Origin of the sequence: Cytobacillus praedii (assembly GCF_001439605.1) — a bacterium.
GTDB classification, from domain to species: domain Bacteria; phylum Bacillota; class Bacilli; order Bacillales; family Cytobacillaceae; genus Cytobacillus; species Cytobacillus praedii.
Genome location: NZ_LMBX01000015.1, coordinates 120416 through 142070 on the forward strand (window position 1 = coordinate 120416; position 21655 = coordinate 142070).

Consider the following 21655-nt stretch of genomic DNA (forward strand, 5'->3'; position numbering starts at 1 on the left):
TGTCAATTTGAGATTCGTTTCATGGGGAGTTTCCCTTTTAAAAGAAGGCTTTGTTATTATTCATTGTTGATTTTCATGTTTATATTAGGCGGAGAATTTCCTTCTAATATATACAGAGGAAGCTTAAGAGGCAGATATAAGCGGAGATTATCCGCTTAACTGCTCTATAAAAGACAAAATTCCAAGGTTTGGATAATATAAGCGGAAAAACTTCCTTTATTTTTAAAGAAATATGTGTATTTCCCAAATTAAACGTAATTTTTCCGTTAATTTTTCAAACATAGTAAATTCAACATTCATTTATAATAGAGCCTAAAAAAATGAGATATTGCATTTCTTCTCTTTTTTCCACAACGTATAATAAAGGTATCCTACTAGAGGTCAGTAGTCGAAAACAGAAACAAGCTTAGAGACTCCCAGTAATTTATTTTGAGGAATATGACAGGACCCTTCCCCTATAATAACCGTTGGTATGATTGTAGGTTTGAAATAAAGTTGTACCATATTACCCCTTTGGAATGTATAATCATCTATGTATTTTAAATTTAAAGGAAGTGAATTCATGAGTGATTTAGAAAAAATTAAACTCGTGAAGCCACCATTTCCCAAGCTGCGATGTTTTTCTTTCAAACCTATAATTATTTAGGAGAGGATTATTTTGAAGAAAAACATCGGAAACAAAACACCTAGCTTATTATTACTGATTGTATTAGTAGGCTTCCCACAAATTAGTGAAACTATTTTTAGCCCATCATTACCTTCTATCGCAGAAGCGTTTGAGACTTCTATGAGTAATGCACAGCTTACGATGAGTGTGTACTTTATCGCTTTTGCCTTCGGGGTATTTATCTTTGGGCGTTTATCCGATAAAATCGGTCGTCGCAAGGCAATGCTTTATGGGCTGTTTTTATATTTAGTTGGTAACGTACTTTGTTTAGCAGCAAATGAAATGGTTGTTTTATTAGTTGCGCGCTTTATTCAAGCGTTTGGTGCAAGTGTTGGCTCTGTCGTGACACAAACGATTTTGCGCGAAAGCTTTTCTGGCGTTGAGCGCCATAAATTGTTCGCTCAAATTTCAGCTGCCCTTGCCTTCACACCAGCCATTGGCCCATTAATCGGTGGCTTTACCGATTATTATTTTGGTTTTAAAGTCGTATTTTTGGTGTTAGTCGCTATGAGCATAATTGTATTTTCCTATGCGTTTTTACGCTTACCTGAAACAGCACATGCTACAATTGAAATGAAGCCTCTACTGCCAATAGTAAGACGCATGATTACAAATGCTCGTCTATGGCGCTACGGCGTATTAATTGGCGGTATTAACGGTATATTATTTAGCTATTATACCGAAGCACCGTTTATTTTTACGCAATACTTTACACTAACAAGTGCAATGTATGGTTTTTTAGGCATTATCGCTGCGCTAGCTTCTATTGCAGGTGCCATGCTATCTAAGCGACTCGTTAACCAAACAAAACCTGAGAAGATTATCGTACGCGGATTAGCCATTATGCTTATCGGTACATTGCTCGCTACTTCGGTACATTTTTTACCGAATTCATTACAAATGCTCACCATGATTGTTAGTGTGTTCATTATTTTATTTGGTACAGGGACCGCTTTACCAAACTGTTTAAGCTTAGCGCTCATTGACTTTCAAGACGTCATTGGTTCTGCAGGTGCGATATTTAGCTTAGGTTATTATTTACTCGTTAGCGCTGCAATCTATGGAATGAGTGTTTTCCATAACGGAACAGTCCTTGCGATGCCACTATATTTTTTAGCACTTGGGATTGTTATGCTTTTAATAAGCTTACCCTTACTCTATAAAAAAGAAGCGATGTTTTGATCATGTCGCTATGCTTTATAAAAGTTGCACCGTATTAATAAAAGATAAATGCTTAACCCTCACGCTATGTAATAGGGGTTACTATATCATTTAAAAGCCAAGTCGAAAATAAACTTTAGGTACCAAGAAAGTGATCGACCTTTTTTATAAAAAACTAAACTTAAATCTACTTGGTAAGAATCCATTTTGAACAATCTTTTTCAAAATGGATTCTTTTTATTTATCATAAACTGTAGACTTTATTATGATAATATCCGAAAGATTTTTATTGTTATTCTTCATAATCTTCCTTCAGACAAATCTCGATAAATTCAAAAATATTTCTTGCCTCAACAGAACGATTTCCCCAATCATGCCAAAAGTACAATACTTGTCCTGCCACTCCAGCATCAGATGGATCTGTATCAATGCAAAGATAATCACCGCCACCATTCACTGCAATTGGAATCCATTTTGAATTCCACAGAAATGGCTTAAGTTCTTTTTCAAAATCCAGCTCTAAATCATCATCTGGATCGAATTCTTCTTGTAAAAAACACCAATTATTTAAAATTTCTGAAGCAGGTGATAGAGTCAAATTCCTTACAAATGAGTTCACCCCAGGTTCCCAATCTTGTCCGTTGTACACCCTGTAAAAACTTTTCATTTCGTCAGGAAGTTTAACTCCCAATGTATCCTCTATAAGTTGAAGCTCTTCATCACTTGCACCCGACTGGAGATTTAATGAGTCTTTAAAGTTCCTATCATAATTTGATCCTCTTTCAATAATACGCTGCCATAACCATTCAGCTTTGTTTAACATATTTTTCTCCTCCCCTCACGTCTCAAACATAATACTTTAGCTAATCTTTACACTTATTGAAATATCTTGCCTAATCGTTGAAGGACATTCTTTCAAAATGCCACACTAGCAGTGCCAAAAATTTTCAATTTTCCTTAGGATTCATCCTCTATTAAATGACCCTATAATGATAATAGGCATTTTTCCTTGTTACAAAAAAAGCTCCCTTTTCTTGTATAAACCAAAACTTTTATTAGCTGTATTACAATATCCGAAGTATTGCTTTTCAACCCCCTGTGAATGGTAGATGCACAACGATAACACCCTCTATTTTAACTTAAATTGGAAGGATTGTTTGCAATTCTTATTCCATAAAATAGTTTACGGAATAGAATGCTTCTCCCTTCACTTATAAGACCAGTTAAATTGGTAGACGCCCTTGTATCATTTGTTCAGTAAACGTAATTTTTTATAAACAAAAAGGACTTCAAATTTCGAAGTCCTTTTGTTGTGCCCCATTTTCACTTATATTGCTTAGGAGCAAAATCATTTAATGTACTATTTTTTCACAAAAATGTATCCGTAGTATTATTGTTAACAGAACGATCTTCATCATTCTGTACGAATGCCTTCCCAGTTTTCAAACTAATAACAAACCAAGCAATTCCCATTACACCAAGAGCAAAGATTGTATCACCAACTGATCTGAAATACACAAGATTATGGATAATCTTTTGGTTGAGAAATTCGGCAGACCGAGCATACCACATACCATGTTCAATACTGGCAATTGCCTGCAAAATTCCTACGGGAAGAAGGCTAGTAAAAGCCATAAGTAACAAACCTATATTCAAAGCCCAGAAAGAAAAGCGAAGCAATTTTGTTTTCCATGGTCTTTTACCAGATAATCCACGCAAGCAAAATAGCATTAAACCAATTCCAAGCATGCCGTACACACCAAATAATGCTGTGTGAGCATGTAACGGTGTCGTATTCAATCCTTGAATATAATACAACGATATTGGCGGATTAATCAAAAAGCCGAATACACCTGCACCAAGCAGATTCCAGAAAGAAACAGATACAAAGAACATAATCGGCCATTTATACCTTTTCATCCATGGCTTAGCAAAACTATGCCGATAATTTTCAAATGCTTCATATCCAATTAATGCAAGTGGAACAACCTCCAGTGCACTGAATGAAGCACCAACTGCTAATACCCCTACTGGCGTACCAGCAAAATACAAGTGGTGGAATGTTCCTAGTATTCCCCCAAATAAAAAGATCGAAGTTGACAATAAAACCGAAGTTGTTGCTATTTTCGTTCCGACCAATCCCATACGTGTAAAAATAAAGGCTAGAACAGCGACAGCAAATACCTCAAAAAACCCTTCTACCCATAAGTGTACAACCCACCAACGCCAATAAGTAACCATAGACAAGTGGGCTGTCTCTCCCCACATGAGACCAGGTACGTAAAAAACCGGAATGGCTACTGATGCAAGTAAGAAAAGAATTAATAAATGGCGATTTTCACCTTTTTTCTTAAGTGCCGGCCAAATAGCCCTCGCCATTAAGAAGAACCATAAAAATAACCCTATCGTTAATAAGATCTGCCACATACGCCCAAGGTCCACATATTCATATCCTTGATGTCCAAAGTAGAAGTTCCCTGTCGGATTTGTAATATACCCTTTAACAGCTGCCCATTCACCGGTCATTGAACCAAGTACTACTATCAGAAGGGCTACAAATAAGAAGTTCACGCCAAATCTTTGATATTTCGGTTCGTATCCAGTAATTGCTGGTCCAATATACAATCCAGTCGCTAACCATGCAGTTGCAATCCAAAAAATTCCGATCTGCTGATGCCATGTTCGCGTAACGCTGTAAGGGAACCATTCATTTAGCGGAATACCGTAAAAGCCATTCCCTTCCACTGCATAATGTGCTGTAATTACACCTAAAATAATTTGTAGTACTAATAATGCAGTTACAACCCAAAAATATTTGATCGTTGCCTTCATCGATGGTGTCTGTTTTATCGATAATAAAGGATCCGTTTTTGGGGCTACAATCGTTTCATCTTTACGCTGAAATGCATAGTACCAGACAAGAGCTCCGATCCCCGCTATTAGAATTACTATACTTGTAACCGACCATATGATGTTAGAGGAAGTTGGAACATTATCAATTAAAGGCTCTCCCGGCCAGTTGTTAGAATAGGTGATATCTTCTCCAGGCCGATTAGTTTCTACAGACCATGTAGCCCACCAAAAGAATGCATTGAGTTTTTTCATATCTTCATCATTGGAAACCGTATTTGCTGGAATTGCTATTTTCTCACGGTATTCATCTAATGCCGGATCATCCCCAAATACAGATGCATAATAGCCACTCATATGTGCAATCGATTTAGAGCGTATTTCTGAAATAGTAATATTCCCTGTTTCCGAGTTATAGGTGTTCGTTCTTATTTCTTTTTTAAGATAAGCTTTTAAGGCTGCCTGTTTTTCCTCAGACAAGCTCTGATAATCATTCCCATACTGCTCTTGAGCCCAAGTGTCTAGAATCCAAACGGAAGAACGATGAAGCCAATCTGCTGTCCAATCAGGAGCAACATATGCCCCGTGCCCCCATATACTTCCAACTTCATTTCCGCCTATTCGCTGCCAAACCTTTTGTCCATCTTGTATATCTTTTTTCGAAAAGATCACATCTCCAGATTCTGTCACAACCTGGTTAGGAATGGGTGGTTTCTTCTGATAAATTTCTCCACCGAAATAGATTAATACAATGAAAGATCCTATAAAAACGGAGGCCAATATCAACCACAGTTTTTTGTATTTCATATTCACTACCTCCCTAAATTAATTTCAACCTCAATTATAGGGGGTAGGATATTTCAAATAGTGACTAAAATCACCATTTTGGAAAAATAATCCAATTATCACATGCAATATCTATTAATTACCAATAAATACTACCCATTCTCCTGTGCTGAAATTATCAAAATTCAGCAAATATATTAGAAGTGAGCTAAAATCCACATCAACTTTCCATGTTCTTCTGTTGGATACAGCTGACCTTCATCGCATCATCAGATACCGACTCTCTTATTCTATAAATTAACAAAAAAATCCGTTAGTCACGTACCTGTGTGATTACGGCCATTAGACTAACGGATTTACCCGTCCCTCATACTTGTTATTACAACAGGTTTTAGACAGTTGTTCTTTCTCAGTTAATACATTTTATAAAAAACCTACGTTACCATAATTCCCTAAATATCAGAACATTCATTGTTCCGTTAACGGGCAGGTTAATTCAATAAGCGGAAGGAAAAAGGTCTATAGAAATGGAATTATTTGATATATCAGATTAAATAAAGGAGAGAAGGCTATGAGTAATTCATTTATTGAACAAGTACATTATATTAGAATTCCTGTAAAAGATTTAGAACTGTCTTCACAATGGTATAGAGATGTATTAGGGCTCCCGTTATTAAACATTACAGAGGAACTTGCGATTTTAAAAGTAAATGAAGGACCTTTCTTACTTATCTTAGTTCCTACCGAAGATGAAACCTTTGCACATTTTACAATTGATAATGAACAAGAATTTTGCATTGGCTTTACAAGTCCAGAATTATCTAAATTTCATCAACACTTAATTGATAATGAAGTAAAGGTCGAGGATATAAAAGAAGATAATGGGCATGCCTTTTTCCACTTTTATGACCCAAATGGCAATAAACTTCAAGTACACTGGTAGATTACAATAAATAAATACCTAATTTCATCAACGGATCCTTTAGCAGAATATGAACGGGAACGTCCAAATCAGACGTTCCCGTATTTTTTGCCCAAAAAACAACAATATTATTTAATCAAGCCTAATTTTTTGCTTGTAAGGGTATCTCTTGGAAAATGTAGATGATAACGTTAAGGTAATTACCATTTAAAAAGTCAAATTATTCAACATTAAAATTAAGAATATGGACTTTTATATTTACTTAGGAGTAACGACCGATTGCTGAAGAATAGAACGAAAAAAATCTGATAGAAATGGATTAGACCTTCTACAATGTAAAGCCCCTATTCTTGAATAGGAGCCCACTCATTCATTTAATAATTGGTTATATTATATTTAGAGGATTTTTAAAGGCTGGAGATGGAGCATCTAGAATTAAGAAGTTTAATTATTTTATGTGAGAGCAGCGCATCAGGATATTTTTTACTAGTTGTTCTGAATCCTCGTTTTCAATCACTATTCTATCAAATTCAAATTCTTTCAAACCAAGAATAGCTACTTTGTTAGCATCATGGTAAGATAAGAAATATTTCTTTTTATCAATAATGAATATCCCAGCTTTATATCCCATTGTAGTGATGCCTGTTCTTTTTATAGCTGTCAAAGGAAACTTGAAATTTCCAACCTGTACTTCTTCGATAAAATTGTAAGGAATTTCTATCCTTTTTCTCAAAGTAGTAAACATTGTCCCGCCTGAAATATTCACTATTAAAGCAGTATCACCAACTTCAATTTGAACGGTCATCATTTATCACCTCCTTCACAGGGTTACCAATTCTAATGTTCTTCTATCCCCCTTTCATAATCAAAATGCAAATGGGATTTCTGACTATTCTTGTGATTTTTGAGGAATAAACATCCCAGCAAAAATCCGAGCGGTTCTTTCAGGTGTCGGTTTATTATTGATCGCTTTTTCAATATGCTCATTCATAGATTGAACGAGTTCCTGAAATTCTTCATCAGTTAGATGAAGAGGTGTATTCCAATAAGCGAAACCATCTTCCTTATATTGTTTTGGAGAAGCCTCTGTCAGATACATGGTGGCTAACTTAAGCAAATTCCCATGAAATACTGAAAAATGCTTGATATGGTCTTCCTGTGAAGTTGTTTCGATTTCTTGCTCAGGTATTTGTAATTTCTCTTTCTTTACTGAAAACACCCGTTCCTCCGTCCCTTTAACTTTTTTCGTATCAATGACCTCAATGAAATTTGCCTCCATTAAAAGATTAATATGGCGATATAAAGTTGCTTGAGGAACATCACCAAGCGCATCTAATAGCTCTGCAATCGTTAGTGGTTTTCCTAGCAACAATTGCTGGATAATCCGCATTCGAATAGGATGAAGAAGCAGATCAGCTTTTTTTGTCATTGTATTACACTCCATAACCATTATCATTTTATAAAATGATAATAAAATATATTTTGTAATTTGTAAAAATTTAAATAAATCGGAACTGATAAGATTCATGTAACCCCCACCACTCTCATCCTAATCAGATTAATTCTAAAAACGATCTTCTATGCGTTCAATAAGCATCGCTCTTTTAAGTGCTCCAATTATTGATCACAGATCCAACTAGATTTTTACATTTCCCCCGAAAAGTTTTTATGAAGGTCCCTTCTGAGATGTAAAGATACAGAAGGGATTTCGTAATATTTTATTGACTGATAGCTTAACGGTCTTTAAAAGTTTGATCATCATCTTTGATTTTTTTCAACAAGCGAGTCACACAATTCTTTTATGAATAACTTGAAACTCTATTCTCTTTTAGCAGTATATATTCATAAGGAGATGATTGTATGATTAGTGAAATAATAGAAAGCTTGATTATCCTTTGGGCAGGAAAGGATAGTAGTTATCCAACGGAAGAAACAACGAACCAGAATATAAAATTACTTAGAAACGAACCATGGTTTCAGCGCTTATTTTCCGAACACACAAAGCTTTTCTTAGAAAATAGAGATCTCCGCTATATCATTGGTGCAGCTAAAGTTCAAACAATAATAGACAATCCAAAAAAGAAGCAAAGATTCGAAGAAGACCTAATCCACTTAATAAATCTCATTAGAAAATAACAGCTGCTTTAGCTGAAATTGATAATGGCCATTAATAACGAAGAAAACTCGCCAATACTTTGGCGAGTTTTGCTTTTTTATATCACAATTACGCGACATGCCTTTTCAGTCAATTTTAAGAAAAGCAGCGTAAACGGAAACCTGTTTTGTTTAGAACCAATGTTTATCTATCTTAAATAACCTCACCGTTTGCCATCCATGTAGCAGATCTTCACCACAGAAAATTGCATTCTTACATGGCAGTGGGATATTTTAAAATATTCACTCATTTTTAAGTTTAGTTCGGCTGCTAAATGTTTTTCATCTAAGGAAAATGGAAATGCGTTCTCCCTTAGACAATCTTGAACTAGGTTTAATAACTTGTTCATTTAATTGAATCGTTCCTTTTTCAATCTTTTCTATGATTTGTGATCGACTCCAATCCTCAATTTGGTTTGCAAGCACATTATCAATTCGATGTTTTCCTATCACTTCATCTAGGACAATGTGTACCACCTTTACTCCTTGTTCCGCTAAGCTGGTTATTGGAATGCATGATATAATTGAAGATTCTTCCTTCTGCTCTTCAATTTCAGTTACATGCTCTGAAAATGTTTTATAGATTGCTAGCTTTTTGTTCCATGTATGATTTTTTTCGCATTTATAGATCGCATATTTGTATATGCTTTTTCCGTTAGCGTTATGCCTTCGAACATTGGTGTCCGTAAAAACTGATAACTTGCCACACATTTTGCAGTGCTTCTTTACAGCATGTTCTGGTATTTGAGAAAGTTTCCAGTGGAATGTTATATTTAGCATGAATCCTTCACCTCTTAATAAGATAAAGGAACGCAAGCATCTATTTGGATAACTTGCAGCACAGTATGAATTTAATTAAAAAAATAAAAAGGAGTTCCTACATTAGGACCTCCTTTCGCATCGCGACTACAGGATTGCTTGGTTCCTTTGTAATGAGTAAAATGGGCATACTACCCCCTTAAAAAAACACATGGTTTTTTGAGGGTGATGCTATCCAATTTATTGATCATTACAAAGTAAATTGTGGCATACGTGTTCTCCTGTATCCTTTCTATCCAAATAGAGTTATTCTCACTTTACCATATAATTACATTTGAATACAATGTTTATTTCCTTCTATATTCAAGTATCATTCATACAATTAATCTGGCAAACAAAGAAAAGGGAATTACCGATAGCAAGTAGGTATTTTATTGACTTTTATTATAAATCCTTTTTAATCTTTTTGGTGTTTTAACTTAAATTAGTTCCCCACAAAGTATTTAAAAACAACATATATAGTGTGAATATTCCTGTTATTATAGTAAAAATTATCGGGATAATTCTTAAAGTTTTGTTTTTTCTTATTGCTATTATAAAAACAGTAAAAGAAAGTAATGCAAAAACATAATAAAGATAAAACATTAGATAATGTGTGATGGGTCCCAAAAATAAGCCAAGTACTGAAAATTGAATTAAAAAAGCTAAAATAGAAATAGCTACCCACCTTAGCTCATTTCTATATGATCCTATATTTTTAATGGAATATAGTATTGAAATTAAAACTAATGCAGCAAGCAGCCATTCGTATAAGAAAAACAATGATTCAACGTTTACGGCAAAATAATATCCGAGAACGGATAACGGTATGATTGTAAGTATTAAATACAAATTTAATTTGAGATTTAAGGTTTGTTTTATGTTTTCCCCCTCCTTTAATTGTACATAAGGATTACATCTTGTAATCATTTTATCATATTAATTACATTTATTATTCGACTCGATTAAGGACATTCTTTCATAAGAACCATAATTATTCAATTTTTCTTACGTTTAATCCTTCATTAAATGGGCCGATTGTTGAATATAGGTAATGACGATAATTCAACTAACATGTTCCTTTAGTTAATAGGCCAAAAAAAGAGCCCTTTCATAGGGCTTAATGAACTTTATTAAATACTTCTTTCTCCATTTTATTAATTGCAATCTCTCGTGCTTGTTCAAGTGTTCTGCCTACACCAGATGTCAGATGGTTGCGGTAAGGTGGCTGGTCTTGATCATCCAGCAATAAATAGGTTTCAAAACGATTTTCATACTCGATACATAGCCATAACATTGCTTCTTTTTCCTTGTAAAACATAAGTCCTGATTCCATTTTAATAAGTCCTGGCGCGTCTTGCTTCTGGAAGATGATTTTTTCTAATGGTGATTCCATAAAAAACCCCTCCTTTACCCATATATTAGGCAAATAGGAGTGAAATCCTTGTGACGAAATTATGAAAAAAATCCTTCCGGTTGGATGGGCTTTGACTGTCTAATTAAAAAAAGAAACACGGTAACTGGATAAAAAATAGAGCATCTTCAACAAACGCATCCGATTGTTGAAAATCATATGTTCCTTTCTTCTTAACCTAACGCACACATTAATTTAAGGATTATTCTTCACTAGCACAATATAATAATGGCCTAGTTGAATTTCAAATATCATGGTAGTTATCCGTAATCAGTTTGAAAAGAAATAAATCTACAACTGCTAATCGGTAGCGTTTTCTACTATTAAAGATTCAAAGTTTCTCATAAATTCATCTACATCTTTTTCTCCTATTTTTGCATATAAAGCCAGTGTCTTCGCTGAGATTAGAAAATTATGATTCTAAATTTCAATATATGCTTTGATTCTTTCAACTGATGTCTCGAGTGTCATTCCTCCTGATATTGATTTTAAATTCCAAAACAGTAGTTTACTCACAAATTCCCAATCTATTCAATCATCTCGCCTGAACAAATTCTCAATTTTTCCTTAGCAATTGCCATTGCACTATCAATGTTATCAGAAAGTGAAAAGCCAGTAGAGGTTTGTAGCCATGTTTCCCATTCACTATCCCAGAAATAGGCGTCAATTTCTAAAAGTCCGTCTCTCGACCGTTTATTAATTTCAACCTTATATGCATTACATGGTGAGTATATTTCTTTAACAAGTACAAGCATTATTCTTACTCCCTTCTTTTTCAAATTGACAACTACAGCTTCAATCTCTTCAACAGTAATGCAATATGTCGAATACCTAGTGTATTTGCAAAGGGTTGTTGAATATCTTTTTCATCAGTGGCGATAATATTGAACTAATCTGCCACATTAGTAGAAGATCTTCCACAAATTAGCGATTATCCTTCATGGATTATCCCCCCTATGTTTAAGTGCAGCATCTCACAAACCCTATAAAATATTCAATTATCAAAACACTGCCCTTTTAGCAACATAACTAAATGACTTCCCTTTATCTAAGGAAAGCCCCCATTAGTGCAAAGAGTAACTTCATGTCCAATTATAATAGGTCTGCCTATTGTAAAATAGATATTTTGTAATTTTCCATAGGGTAACGTTCTTTTGGTTTTTATATTTCTAGACTGTAAAAAGCATTGAGGAATTAGTGAAAATAATGAATAATGTTCGGGTTTAAATAACATCATAAAAAGATGGAAAAGGTTTAGGCAATATTAAGGAGGACAGGCATAGAATGACAAATACAAATAAGGATGAAAAGGAATTGACAGAACATAACATTCCTCTTACTGCTTCAGAAATAGGTTTTCTTTGGACGCAATATATAAATGATAGCTTAGCTGTTTGTGTAATGAAGTATTTTAAAAGCATATGTGAAGATAAAGAAATCCTTCCCTTAATTGAAAATTCACTAAGTATAGCAGAAAATGACATTAAAATTATTACAGAGATTTTTAATAAAGAAAATCATCCGATACCAATCGGCTTTACGGATGAAGATGTTAATGTGAATGCACCAAGGTTATTCACCGACATATTTATCCTTATGTATATACAAAAATTGGAGATTATTGCAATGGCGGGTATTGGAGTAGCAATTGGTGTTTCAGCACGTTCTGATGTCAGTAACTTTTTTAGAAATTTACTTATTTCCGTTTCTGAATTACACGATAAGTCAAGAAAAGTCATGTTATCGAAAGGTGTATATGTCCGATCAGCGCAATTAGCTAGCCCTGATAAGGTTGATTTTATAGATAAACAAGGTTTTCTTTTTGATTTTTTAGGTTCTCATAAACGTCCATTAACAGCAATTGAAATTACACATCTTTTTATCAATATTCAAACCAATGCAATGGGTAAAGCTATGATGATGGCATTTGCACAAGTTTGTAAGAATGAAGATATAAGGCAATTCTTTGTAGAAGGTATAGGCATTTCTAATAAGCACATGAAGAAATTTGGTTCAACTTTAACAAATGAAGATATTCCTGCTCCAATGAGTTGGGATTCTCACGTTACGAATAGTACGGTTTCCCCATTTTCCGATAAGTTGATGATGTTTCATACAACTACATTAATTGCTGTAGGAATAGGAAATTACGGTACTGCCGCAGGAACTTGCCAACGCATGGACTTAAATGCTACATATACAAGACTTTCTGCAGAAATTGCATTGTATGCGGAAGATGGGGCGAACATAATGATTAAACATGCGTATCTAGAAGAACCACCTAAGGCGACCGACCATAAAGCACTTTTCAAAAAAAAGAAGTAGCGTCTTGTACGAACGGGTACAAAAAGGGAGCATACCAGTAGAAACTTAATAACATAAATCAGAATTTCAACCCTAGCTTCTAATAAAAGATAGGGGATTTACTGTTTGAATATCAAAGCTTTAGTAAATTCAGTTAACGACATGAGCAATATACCAACTTTATTAAACCATCTCCACTTGAGTGAAGATATATGATATTTTTAAGGTAACTTCTGAGCCATCAAGTTTGTAATCCTGTACCACTTCAGCACTTATTAAAATAATCATATATTACTCCTTTCTAATTTAAATGATTCTTATACATATTGATTATTAGCTTCTTGAGCTAACCTGTCTCTTTAGCTCAAGAAGCGACCGCTCTCATTAGCACTCGCTAATTGAAGAACAATTTTAATTAAATGGAAAATAATACCCTACATAGTTAAAAACATTGGTAAATCCTAATTTTTCTGCAATTGCAATAGAAGGCTTGTTGTCCTCCATACAGTCCCAATAAGGAAGTTTATCCTTTTCTAAACAATAATTAACAAAACTATGGGCTATTTTCTGAGCTAACCTTTTCCCACGATAATCCACTAATGTTTCAATAGCAACACTATGTACATTTTCAACGACAAAAACCGAATAGCAAATACTAATGATATTATTATTGTAAACAATACAATAACCAATCCCCTTATCAAAGAACTCAACTGGTGAAGCCCACGATTCTAAAATCTTGGAGTGTAAAAATTCAATATTATTAATTTCGCTGCTATTATTTTCATAGAGAGTTCTACTAATCTTTTTAACAATATACTCCTCTTCCAGATATGGCTCATTTGTAGCTAGATAGCCCTCTTTTTGCAGCATATAAACTCTCTGGTTCCAGCTCCTTAATTTACAGTGTTCAAACATTTTTTCTATAACCTTATTCCATTTGGGATGATTACCCATTCCTTCAAACCAATTTAACCCAACTTTCTTTGCATCTGCTTTGATCACGGTATCAATAAAATTATTAATTTGGTTAGTAAACACCTCATTTTCTTCATTTCCAATAAAGAAAAATCCATCATTATTACCTAACCATACTAGTCCAGATTTAGGAGAAGTGATATTATCTAAAAAAATACGTCCTGGATTAATTCCTTCAATTACTGCCTTAACTTCTAATTGTCCTTTGTCATCTATTAAAGGATTACACCTATAAAAGTCACTCTTATTTAGTTCAGAAATCATTAAGAAATCCCCCTTTTCTCTAAAAGCTGTCACCATATCGTAAGAGTTTTAAAGTTACTCGTACTATTGATGGCCTTGATTTACTTGTAGAATTTCTAGAAGTCGCAAGGAAAGAAGCAGGTAAAAAACCACCTTTCGTCCTACGTGCAACCCCCTCTTTTCTAAGGGTTTCCACTCTCTCCCATTAATGTCGTGTTACCTGAAAATTCTGAGCAATCACATTCCTTTTAAGCTCACTTAGGGCATCTTTAATTGCGTCATCAAATTCAACTTCCATACTCATGTCGTGTTCATACACATAGAAGATTAATACATTTTCTACTTCATAAACATTATAAGAAACAGTATCCATTGTCGCAGTTTTATTACGAAAGTCTTCTAAGCCCTTTTCTCGTTTTTCAGCTGTATTATAGATATACACCGATAACAACTTTCCATCTAATTCATAAGGAGAAGGCCTAACTCCATTAAGTTTAATTCTAAAAATATTATTATTGCTAAATTCTTTATTTTCATTAATGACCAATTGCTGTTTTTCAAAAGAAGCTACTAACTCATCGAGTGTAATCATTTGGAGATTTGCCGATTTGCAAGATGTCAACAAGAAAACTATTGATATAAGAAAAAAAGTATTCTTATTCAATTAATCACCTCCTAAATTAATCAATCATATTGATTAATACTATACAATAGAGGAAAACGATAGAATGTAAGGTGTGACAGATTTTGTAAAAATGGGCAAAAAGGGGTTCAGGAAATATTATGGCAATAAATAAAGATAAAGTTATTTTCGGTGCATTAATTTGTGTTATTATTATTCTCATTCTAATTGCAATTAAAATATCTGGGAATTCCGAGGTTTATCCTCAATACGAAGATGGGGTAACGATTGAAGTAATTAACGAAAGTCAAGTTAAAATACCCTACCTAAAATTCTCCTTAGGACAACCAGGAGATCAAACTTATGAAAGTCTAGGTTCAATAGATGGTTTAGATACTAATAAATCAAGTAAAATTTATGTACCTGAAATTGTAGAAGATGTCAGTGACCTTAGCCTTTATATTCATTACAAAGATGCTAATGATAAATGGGTATTAGATTCCCCATTTTTTATGCCTACTGTAAACCCTGGCAAAGTTGTAGCTGTAATTACAATCAAGGAAGTAACTGAATCAGGCCATCTAATTTATATATACGAAGGCTATAACGGTTGGAAAAAAGTGGGCCCATATAAAAATGACCTTAGCCTTATAGATTATGTAGAGTAAGGGACAGTTGTTTACAGACACAAACAAGCAGATTGATTCATATTCTGCTTGTTTTAATATAGTTAAAGTTTTGCAGCTCTGTCGCCATTTTTTTGCAAAGCCTATAGCTTCTGCCGATTATTCCGAATATAAATTTAGCTGGCTAGACGTACCCATTAGTTGAATAAGACACTATTATCCATAGTGAATAACATGATAGAAATGAATAGCATTTAATCACCAAATGCAAATATTATTTCTGCTTCACAAACTAATTCTCCATCAACTGTAGCAATACCTTTGCCTTTTCCAATAGGACCTTTTAATCGAGTTATTTCAACCTCAAGACGGAGTTGATCTCCTGGTTTCACTTGCTGTTTAAATCGGCATTTATCAATACCTGCTAAAAGCCCTAGTCGTCCTTGATTTCCTTCTTTAGCTAACATCACTACTGCACTTACTTGTGCTAATGCCTCTATAATTAATACGCCTGGCATAACTGGATAATTTGGGAAGTGTCCGTTAAAAAAATCCTCATTCACACTCACATTTTTTATACCAACTGCTCTTTTTCCTTCTTCTAATTCCAAAATTCTATCCACTAAAAGAAATGGATAACGATGTCTAATAACTTCCTTAATTTTTTGAGTATCCAGCATCATTAAAACCCCCGTATTAAAAATATTTAAAAATCTATTTTTCTATTTTATCACTTGGTATTAATAGTTTGTACTAAAATGAGCTTCTATAACTCTGCTTCCCCGTTAATTTAATTATGATCTTTCATAAAGATCCTCAACCTAACTTATAACAGCTCTTAATTATACTCACTTTTTCTTCCTAAAAAATCCTTCCTCTTTACAGGTTAGCGTTTTATATTGTCATCATAGGTTTCCGCAACAAATACAAAGTCTAACTGTTCTTTATTAATAAATACACTCGTTTTCGCAGGGTTACCTGTGCTTGCCGAAACAAGATCAACCTTTACAAGTTCAAAACTTAGATTGTAATTATAATAATAATCTTTTGAACTAAACTGCTCCTTAACACAATAGGAAGTTTCTCTTTGTTGCAGAATATAATTTGTACTACCTACGTTTGTCCTCGTTTATAACGATACTATAAGAACTATTGAGTTTATCCCAAACCCAAGCCTGAGCTAATTAAAACAAAGGCTAAAATTAACTTTAATCAGGTTGCGATGGAATCAGGTGTATCTAAGGCATTTCTCTATAACAACCAGGAAATACGGAACAGAATAGAAGGATTACGAAAGCAGCAAGAAGGATTAAATTCACCGCAAACCATAAAACGAAATATGACAGATGCCAGTAAAGATGCGCTTATCGCAGCTAAAAATAACCGAATTAAAAAACTGGAAGAAGAAAACAAACGTCTTAAGGATGAATTATTAAAATTGCGTGGTATGATATACGATCAAATTTAAAAATAAAAATTTTATTTTTATATTCGTTTTTCTTATTGCGCTAACTTAGCAGGTGAGTTCAATAAGAAATGACAAAAGGAATGAGCATTTACTTTAAAATAAGATTACACGGAGGTTTGAGATGCGAAAAGTTTATCTAGATAGAACGGAATTAACTGGAGCCATAAATTTATTTTTAGAAGATACTGAGGTTACACCAGCAGGTACAACAATTTATTCTATGAGTGTTTATCATAAAAATGAGGAGTATCAAAAATATGCTAACGATTATGATATTCAATTTATCTTTGACGATGATATTCCACATTTAGAATTTTATACGGTTCCATTTGTAGATATTATGGCAAAAGATAGTAAAGGTGGATTTATCGGAACTGTTGGTCAACAATGTGATTTGAAGAGTGACGCACCAATTTGTTATATCAATAGGTATTTAGAGTGCTTGATAATTTCTGAAAACGGAGAAGATTTTCTGAGTAATATAGAATTATGGCAAGATAACTTGAAACCCTATAATAAAATTACCGTTTATCGTTCGAAAGCAGAAGCAGAAATGGAACTTGAATTTATTGATTTGTCTGTCTGATAGTCCTCCGTCATTATAAATTCATTTTGAATTAACGGGTTGCGTTAATTTAGCACTTACATCATAAAATAATTAAATTTTTTTAAATCAATACTTACATTAAATACATGTAAATGATGTGAGAACCTTTGATATTTCAATAGTTCTCACATCGACGTTAAGATAATAGAGGATTTACAACGATAATGAAATTCCAAATTAAAAAGCCCCACTTCTCTGCAAAACAAAATAGAGAAAGTGAGCTTTTCAGTTACTTCATTATTTTTATTTGAACTAATATAAAACTGCTAAATTGATTTTTTAGCTCAGCTATTTATTGAATTCATTAATTGGAAGAAGTATTCAGGTTTATGAGTCTTATTTAGGTTATACCATGAATGTAATGTATCTGGTGCAAATACATCTAATTTTTTCAGTACTTCCATCGAAAATTCCAGAGGAGCTATTCCTGATGCAGTAACCAAATTCGCATCAGATACCGCAGATCCCACCTCATAGAACTTTTCTCCTTTATAGTTAGGGCATACCATTTTAGTATATTCTAAGTTATTACTTGTATGCTTTCTAGTATCCAAGTATCCCATATTCGCGAGGGCATCAGTTGCACCACAAATTGCAGCAACAATAGTGCCAAGCTTTAAAGCTTGGCCAATTCTCTCCAAGATAAGTTGATGAATTTCTTCACTCCAAGTAGTCCCTCCTGGTAAAATTAAAAGATCTTTACTCTCAAGAATACATTCATCAAGGGAAATATCTGGTTTTATGCTCAGTCCTCCCATAGTAGTAATCATTTCTTTATTAGCTCCTACTGTAATTACTTTTAAAGGTGCTAAATCTTTTTTGAAATATCTTCCTGAGTTTAGTTCAGCAATTAAATATCCATATTCCCAGTCCGACATTGTATTAAATACATATAGAAAAACATTTTTTGTTTGCATCCAATAACACTCCAATCACATTTAATATAGCCAAATATAACATAACTTCCCTGACACCTAGCGTCAGGGAAGTTATCAAATTTGATGATATTTTATTAATTCCGACAAAACTTCAATCAGTCTTTTCTTAAGACTTATTGGCTCAATAACTTTAATAGATTTATTGTACGGTAAAAGTAAATAAGGTACATATGTATGTATCATATCTTTTTCAAGAAGAAAAATTGCTTGATTTGAAGTCCGTTCTTGTAAATAATGTCCTAAAAACCAATGTTGGCAAATATCAGCCAATACACTTTTATCCCCACTAATAACCAAAGAAATAATCCCTTCCTTATCTTCTATAGCTGGAAGAAGATTTTTTATAAAAAAGTCACGTGCTGAAAAATTTTCTGGCCTGTTAAACTTATTTTCAGTTAGCATTAGACTTTCAATTCGATCTACTCTAAAACTACGGATATCATTTCTAAGATGACAAAATCCAATCAAATACCACTTATTATTCCAATAGATAATTCTGTACGGATCGACCAATCTATAATTTAATTGCTTTTCGCCGCTTTTAGGGTAAAGAATTTTTACTGCGTACCCGTCAGCTAAGGCCTGCTCCAACTCCTTCAAAAAAGATTCCATAGAGAGAGAGCTTAATCGACTTATTACTTCAAGACTAGTTAAATGTTGGTTTATCTTTGATTCCTGCTCTTGATTTGAGTATTTACTTAGTTTTGAAATGGCCCTATTTAGTGCTTCACCTCCATAATATCCGGCTTCTTCTGCAAAAACAGCAGCGTGAAATAGTGAAGTTTGTTCCTCAAAATCAAAAAAAAGAGGAGCCTCAATAAAATTGTTCAATAAAGTGTATCCACCGTTATGTCCTGGTTCTGAAATTATAGGTACGCCACTTGTTGAAATTATATCAATATAACGATACACAGTCCTTATATTAATTTCCAATTTTTCAGAAATTTGTTTTGCAGTAATTTTTTCACCTGAACGAAGCATCCATAGAATTGCTAACATATTGTCAATTTTAGGCATATAATTCCACCTCTATATGAAATTTATTGTCTATTATACATTTCCGATTTTTGGTACTATGTTTTACATATATTAACTTATTCAACACTATTCAAAAACCCTTCTTATTAAACTAAACTGCACCGTTAGCATTCCTGTAGTGCGTTAATTTCGACTTTAAAAAAAATAGAACCCCTCAGTAAGATAAGAGTATAGACACCACTCTAAAACTCAAATCTAAGGAGGAGCTCTTATATGAAGTTTAAAATGCAAGACAAACAAAATCAACTAATTGAAATAATTTCTGATAAACATCTTGTGGTTGGTATAGATATTGCCCAATTAACACATGTAGCACGAGCTGTAAACTATCGTGGTATAGTGGTCGGTGATCCTCTATCTTTTGAAAATAACGAAGATGGTTTTGCAAAGTTACTAGATTGGATTAACAAGTTGAAAAATGCGAAAGGTCTTGATACTGCAATCGTTGGTATGGAACCTACAGGGCATTATTGGTTAAACCTGTCCCAATGGCTTTACGATCGAAACATTGATGTGGTAACTGTTAATCCCCACCTTGTTAAAAAGAACAAAGAAAACAGAGATAATACACAGTCCAAAAGTGACAAAAAAGACGCTCTAGTTATCGCTGATATGGTGAAGAATGGATATTATTCCTTTATTCGTCCAACTACAGAGGCTTTCGAAAAACTAAGAGTATTGATGTCTAACCGAGATGTCATAGTTAAACGACATGTCAGTACTTCGAACCAAATCCATCGCTGGGTTGATATTATTTTCCCTGAACTTAGACAAGTTTTTAAAGACGTTACATGTAAAGGGGCAATCGTTACTCTCCGTTTATTCCCTACACCGAAAGAATTACGTTCAATGGAAGCTATAGATATCGTTACAGGGTGGAGAACAGAGATGAAGCGTCAACCTGGTATTAAAAAAGCAGAAGCACTCATTAAACTAGCTAAGAATTCTGTTGGTAATGATAAAGCACATGATGCATATAAATTACACCTAAAACAATTACTTGAAGAATTCGACCTCGCCACAAGCCAATTAGAAATAGTCGATAAAGAAGTATCTGAAGCTCTTGGAAGTATTACATTTACAGAAAAACTACTTAGTATAAAAGGATTAACAATCGTAATGTTAGGTGGCATTTTAGGTGAAACTGGTGACCTAAGTCAGTTCGCACATGGCAATTCTCTATTACGTCACGCGGGTTTACATCTAGTCGAGGCAAGCTCTGGTAAATGGAAAGGACAAATTGTCATTTCTAAGAGAGGAAGGTCTCGTCTAAGGCGATTCTTATACCTAGCAACAATGTGTCTTGTGATGAACAATCCTGAGTTCAGAGAAATTCATGCCCATAATGTCAAAGTGAAGAAGATGAAAAAAATGAAATCCATTATGAAACTGATTGGTAAATTTGCAAGAATGATAGTAGGAATTGCCCGACATAATGAACCCTATTGTGCAGAAAAAGTCCACCCTTTGGCACCTTTAGCAGCATAAGTTAATTACCTTATAACTGAACATACGAAATAGTATAAGTTGCTTTATTGAATGTTGGCTTATTCGTAGGATCTCAAAGAAAGCACGGAGTACTGGAATACTTAAACATAAGGGCACAGACCCATACCTTTAGCAATACCGGCCTCCACCCCTTGGATAGGCATGACGAAGGAATGAAAGGGCAAAAGACCCGTTGAGACATGGGAGGGAAAGCCTCCAGAGACGGCGTGGAGAATGCGTGCAGTATATCATGGAAATAAATGGAGTTATAATTTACTCCTCTATTCCCGCATGCCTTCATGTAGCCTTATCTCTAATACTCATTCCATATATCCGTCATTGATCTTACATGTGGATTTGAAATCCTGCGAATAAGCGAGTATTTAAGAGTAAATTGAATTAAACTGAGGGAGTTTAAGTACATTTCTTCACAAGCTCACATAAATATCAAGTTTTGTTTATAGTCTTATTCCATTAGATGGACCTTTTCATGAAGAAAGACGTTTACCTTATATCAGAATACCAGCTAATATGAGTCAACACTTTTCATTTAATGTTTTAAAATTAATCATGTTATAATAAATTTAGGCA

At 33.9% G+C, this 21655-nt stretch carries 21 protein-coding genes; 8 read left to right on the forward strand and 13 right to left on the reverse strand.

Annotation, left to right across the window (positions count from 1 at the left end):
- The first annotated feature begins 658 nt into the window (after window positions 1-658).
- Complete coding sequence (locus tag ASU02_RS16320) at window positions 659-1849, forward strand: multidrug effflux MFS transporter (RefSeq protein ID WP_057765498.1); 1191 nt, start codon at window positions 659-661, stop codon at window positions 1847-1849.
- 271 nt (window positions 1850-2120) lie between these two features.
- On the opposite strand, the gene ASU02_RS16325 is transcribed toward ASU02_RS16320, so the two are convergent.
- The gene (locus tag ASU02_RS16325; protein WP_057765499.1) at window positions 2121-2651 is read right to left on the reverse strand and encodes an SMI1/KNR4 family protein; all 531 of its coding nucleotides are present in this window, start codon (window positions 2649-2651) and stop codon (window positions 2121-2123) included.
- A gap of 545 nt (window positions 2652-3196) precedes the next feature.
- On the reverse strand, window positions 3197-5485 hold the full coding sequence (locus ASU02_RS16330) for a nitric-oxide reductase large subunit (RefSeq protein WP_057765501.1): 2289 nt from the start codon (window positions 5483-5485) through the stop codon (window positions 3197-3199).
- Window positions 5486-6035: 550 nt separating this feature from the next.
- On the opposite strand from ASU02_RS16330, the gene ASU02_RS16335 reads away from it, so the two are divergent.
- Window positions 6036-6407 (forward strand): VOC family protein, encoded by a 372-nt coding sequence (locus ASU02_RS16335; RefSeq protein WP_057765503.1) that lies wholly within the window; start codon window positions 6036-6038, stop codon window positions 6405-6407.
- 427 nt (window positions 6408-6834) lie between these two features.
- On the opposite strand, the gene ASU02_RS16340 is transcribed toward ASU02_RS16335, so the two are convergent.
- Both ASU02_RS16340 and ASU02_RS16345 read right to left on the reverse strand, forming a co-directional pair.
- Window positions 6835-7194, reverse strand: coding sequence for a PH domain-containing protein (locus ASU02_RS16340; RefSeq protein WP_057765505.1), 360 nt, complete (start codon window positions 7192-7194; stop codon window positions 6835-6837).
- 81 nt (window positions 7195-7275) lie between these two features.
- A complete protein-coding gene (locus tag ASU02_RS16345) occupies window positions 7276-7815 on the reverse strand; it encodes a helix-turn-helix domain-containing protein (protein ID WP_157684523.1) in 540 nt (179 codons plus the stop codon).
- A gap of 431 nt (window positions 7816-8246) precedes the next feature.
- On the opposite strand from ASU02_RS16345, the gene ASU02_RS16350 reads away from it, so the two are divergent.
- On the forward strand, window positions 8247-8522 hold the full coding sequence (locus ASU02_RS16350; protein WP_057765510.1) for a hypothetical protein: 276 nt from the start codon (window positions 8247-8249) through the stop codon (window positions 8520-8522).
- A 300-nt stretch (window positions 8523-8822) separates the two neighbouring features.
- Here the strand turns inward: ASU02_RS16350 and ASU02_RS16355 are convergent, their stop codons facing one another.
- From ASU02_RS16355 to ASU02_RS16365, 4 genes are all read right to left on the reverse strand, one after another.
- Window positions 8823-9320 (reverse strand): S4 domain-containing protein, encoded by a 498-nt coding sequence (locus ASU02_RS16355; protein ID WP_057765512.1) that lies wholly within the window; start codon window positions 9318-9320, stop codon window positions 8823-8825.
- Window positions 9321-10458: 1138 nt separating this feature from the next.
- Window positions 10459-10734 (reverse strand): hypothetical protein, encoded by a 276-nt coding sequence (locus ASU02_RS16360; protein WP_057765514.1) that lies wholly within the window; start codon window positions 10732-10734, stop codon window positions 10459-10461.
- Between the two features lie 318 nt (window positions 10735-11052).
- Window positions 11053-11157 (reverse strand): hypothetical protein, encoded by a 105-nt coding sequence (locus ASU02_RS27405; RefSeq protein ID WP_408607282.1) that lies wholly within the window; start codon window positions 11155-11157, stop codon window positions 11053-11055.
- Window positions 11158-11279: 122 nt separating this feature from the next.
- Entirely contained in the window at window positions 11280-11507 is a 228-nt protein-coding gene (locus ASU02_RS16365; protein ID WP_057765516.1) for a hypothetical protein, read from the reverse strand.
- 529 nt (window positions 11508-12036) lie between these two features.
- Here ASU02_RS16365 and ASU02_RS16370 point away from each other — a divergent pair.
- Window positions 12037-13077 carry a DUF3231 family protein gene (locus ASU02_RS16370; protein ID WP_057765518.1) on the forward strand — a complete coding sequence of 347 codons (1041 nt, stop codon included), beginning with the start codon at window positions 12037-12039 and terminating at the stop codon, window positions 13075-13077.
- Between the two features lie 390 nt (window positions 13078-13467).
- Here the strand turns inward: ASU02_RS16370 and ASU02_RS16375 are convergent, their stop codons facing one another.
- A complete protein-coding gene (locus ASU02_RS16375; RefSeq protein ID WP_057765520.1) occupies window positions 13468-14298 on the reverse strand; it encodes a GNAT family N-acetyltransferase in 831 nt (276 codons plus the stop codon).
- Window positions 14299-14482: 184 nt separating this feature from the next.
- Entirely contained in the window at window positions 14483-14941 is a 459-nt protein-coding gene (locus ASU02_RS16380) for a hypothetical protein (protein WP_057765522.1), read from the reverse strand.
- A gap of 119 nt (window positions 14942-15060) precedes the next feature.
- Here ASU02_RS16380 and ASU02_RS16385 point away from each other — a divergent pair, with 119 nt between their 5' ends.
- Window positions 15061-15567 (forward strand): hypothetical protein, encoded by a 507-nt coding sequence (locus ASU02_RS16385; protein ID WP_057765523.1) that lies wholly within the window; start codon window positions 15061-15063, stop codon window positions 15565-15567.
- 212 nt (window positions 15568-15779) lie between these two features.
- On the opposite strand, the gene fabZ is transcribed toward ASU02_RS16385, so the two are convergent.
- Complete coding sequence (gene fabZ / locus ASU02_RS16390) at window positions 15780-16205, reverse strand: 3-hydroxyacyl-ACP dehydratase FabZ (protein WP_057765526.1); 426 nt, start codon at window positions 16203-16205, stop codon at window positions 15780-15782.
- Between the two features lie 503 nt (window positions 16206-16708).
- Here fabZ and ASU02_RS16395 point away from each other — a divergent pair.
- Together ASU02_RS16395 and ASU02_RS16400 are read left to right on the forward strand one after the other, a co-directional pair.
- Complete coding sequence (locus ASU02_RS16395; RefSeq protein WP_198317454.1) at window positions 16709-16993, forward strand: DUF6262 family protein; 285 nt, start codon at window positions 16709-16711, stop codon at window positions 16991-16993.
- 121 nt (window positions 16994-17114) lie between these two features.
- Window positions 17115-17579, forward strand: a complete 465-nt coding sequence (locus ASU02_RS16400) for a hypothetical protein (RefSeq protein ID WP_057765531.1) — start codon at window positions 17115-17117, stop codon at window positions 17577-17579.
- Window positions 17580-17884: 305 nt separating this feature from the next.
- On the opposite strand, the gene ASU02_RS16405 is transcribed toward ASU02_RS16400, so the two are convergent.
- Together ASU02_RS16405 and ASU02_RS16410 are read right to left on the reverse strand one after the other, a co-directional pair.
- Window positions 17885-18517, reverse strand: a complete 633-nt coding sequence (locus ASU02_RS16405; RefSeq protein WP_057765533.1) for a type 1 glutamine amidotransferase family protein — start codon at window positions 18515-18517, stop codon at window positions 17885-17887.
- Window positions 18518-18592: 75 nt separating this feature from the next.
- Entirely contained in the window at window positions 18593-19555 is a 963-nt protein-coding gene (locus tag ASU02_RS16410; protein WP_057765534.1) for a helix-turn-helix transcriptional regulator, read from the reverse strand.
- A gap of 234 nt (window positions 19556-19789) precedes the next feature.
- Here ASU02_RS16410 and ASU02_RS16415 point away from each other — a divergent pair, with 234 nt between their 5' ends.
- Entirely contained in the window at window positions 19790-21064 is a 1275-nt protein-coding gene (locus ASU02_RS16415) for an IS110 family RNA-guided transposase (RefSeq protein ID WP_057765536.1), read from the forward strand.
- Window positions 21065-21655 lie beyond the last annotated feature (591 nt).

Excerpts from the sequence above, each read along its gene's own strand:
- ASU02_RS16410 (WP_057765534.1), bottom strand. The coding sequence starts at position 19,555 with ATGCCTAAAATTGACAATATGTTAGCAATTCTATGGATGCTTCGTTCA.
- ASU02_RS16355 (WP_057765512.1), bottom strand. The coding sequence starts at position 9,320 with ATGCTAAATATAACATTCCACTGGAAACTTTCTCAAATACCAGAACAT.
- ASU02_RS16365 (WP_057765516.1), bottom strand. The coding sequence starts at position 11,507 with ATGCTTGTACTTGTTAAAGAAATATACTCACCATGTAATGCATATAAG.
- ASU02_RS16400 (WP_057765531.1), top strand. The coding sequence starts at position 17,115 with ATGCGAAAAGTTTATCTAGATAGAACGGAATTAACTGGAGCCATAAAT.
- fabZ (WP_057765526.1), bottom strand. The coding sequence starts at position 16,205 with ATGCTGGATACTCAAAAAATTAAGGAAGTTATTAGACATCGTTATCCA.
- ASU02_RS16350 (WP_057765510.1), top strand. The coding sequence starts at position 8,247 with ATGATTAGTGAAATAATAGAAAGCTTGATTATCCTTTGGGCAGGAAAG.
- ASU02_RS16415 (WP_057765536.1), top strand. The coding sequence starts at position 19,790 with ATGAAGTTTAAAATGCAAGACAAACAAAATCAACTAATTGAAATAATT.
- ASU02_RS16405 (WP_057765533.1), bottom strand. The coding sequence starts at position 18,517 with ATGCAAACAAAAAATGTTTTTCTATATGTATTTAATACAATGTCGGAC.
- ASU02_RS16375 (WP_057765520.1), bottom strand. The coding sequence starts at position 14,298 with ATGATTTCTGAACTAAATAAGAGTGACTTTTATAGGTGTAATCCTTTA.
- ASU02_RS16335 (WP_057765503.1), top strand. The coding sequence starts at position 6,036 with ATGAGTAATTCATTTATTGAACAAGTACATTATATTAGAATTCCTGTA.
- ASU02_RS16325 (WP_057765499.1), bottom strand. The coding sequence starts at position 2,651 with ATGTTAAACAAAGCTGAATGGTTATGGCAGCGTATTATTGAAAGAGGA.
- ASU02_RS16385 (WP_057765523.1), top strand. The coding sequence starts at position 15,061 with ATGGCAATAAATAAAGATAAAGTTATTTTCGGTGCATTAATTTGTGTT.
- ASU02_RS16330 (WP_057765501.1), bottom strand. The coding sequence starts at position 5,485 with ATGAAATACAAAAAACTGTGGTTGATATTGGCCTCCGTTTTTATAGGA.
- ASU02_RS16360 (WP_057765514.1), bottom strand. The coding sequence starts at position 10,734 with ATGGAATCACCATTAGAAAAAATCATCTTCCAGAAGCAAGACGCGCCA.
- ASU02_RS16370 (WP_057765518.1), top strand. The coding sequence starts at position 12,037 with ATGACAAATACAAATAAGGATGAAAAGGAATTGACAGAACATAACATT.
- ASU02_RS16345 (WP_157684523.1), bottom strand. The coding sequence starts at position 7,815 with ATGACAAAAAAAGCTGATCTGCTTCTTCATCCTATTCGAATGCGGATT.
- ASU02_RS16340 (WP_057765505.1), bottom strand. The coding sequence starts at position 7,194 with ATGATGACCGTTCAAATTGAAGTTGGTGATACTGCTTTAATAGTGAAT.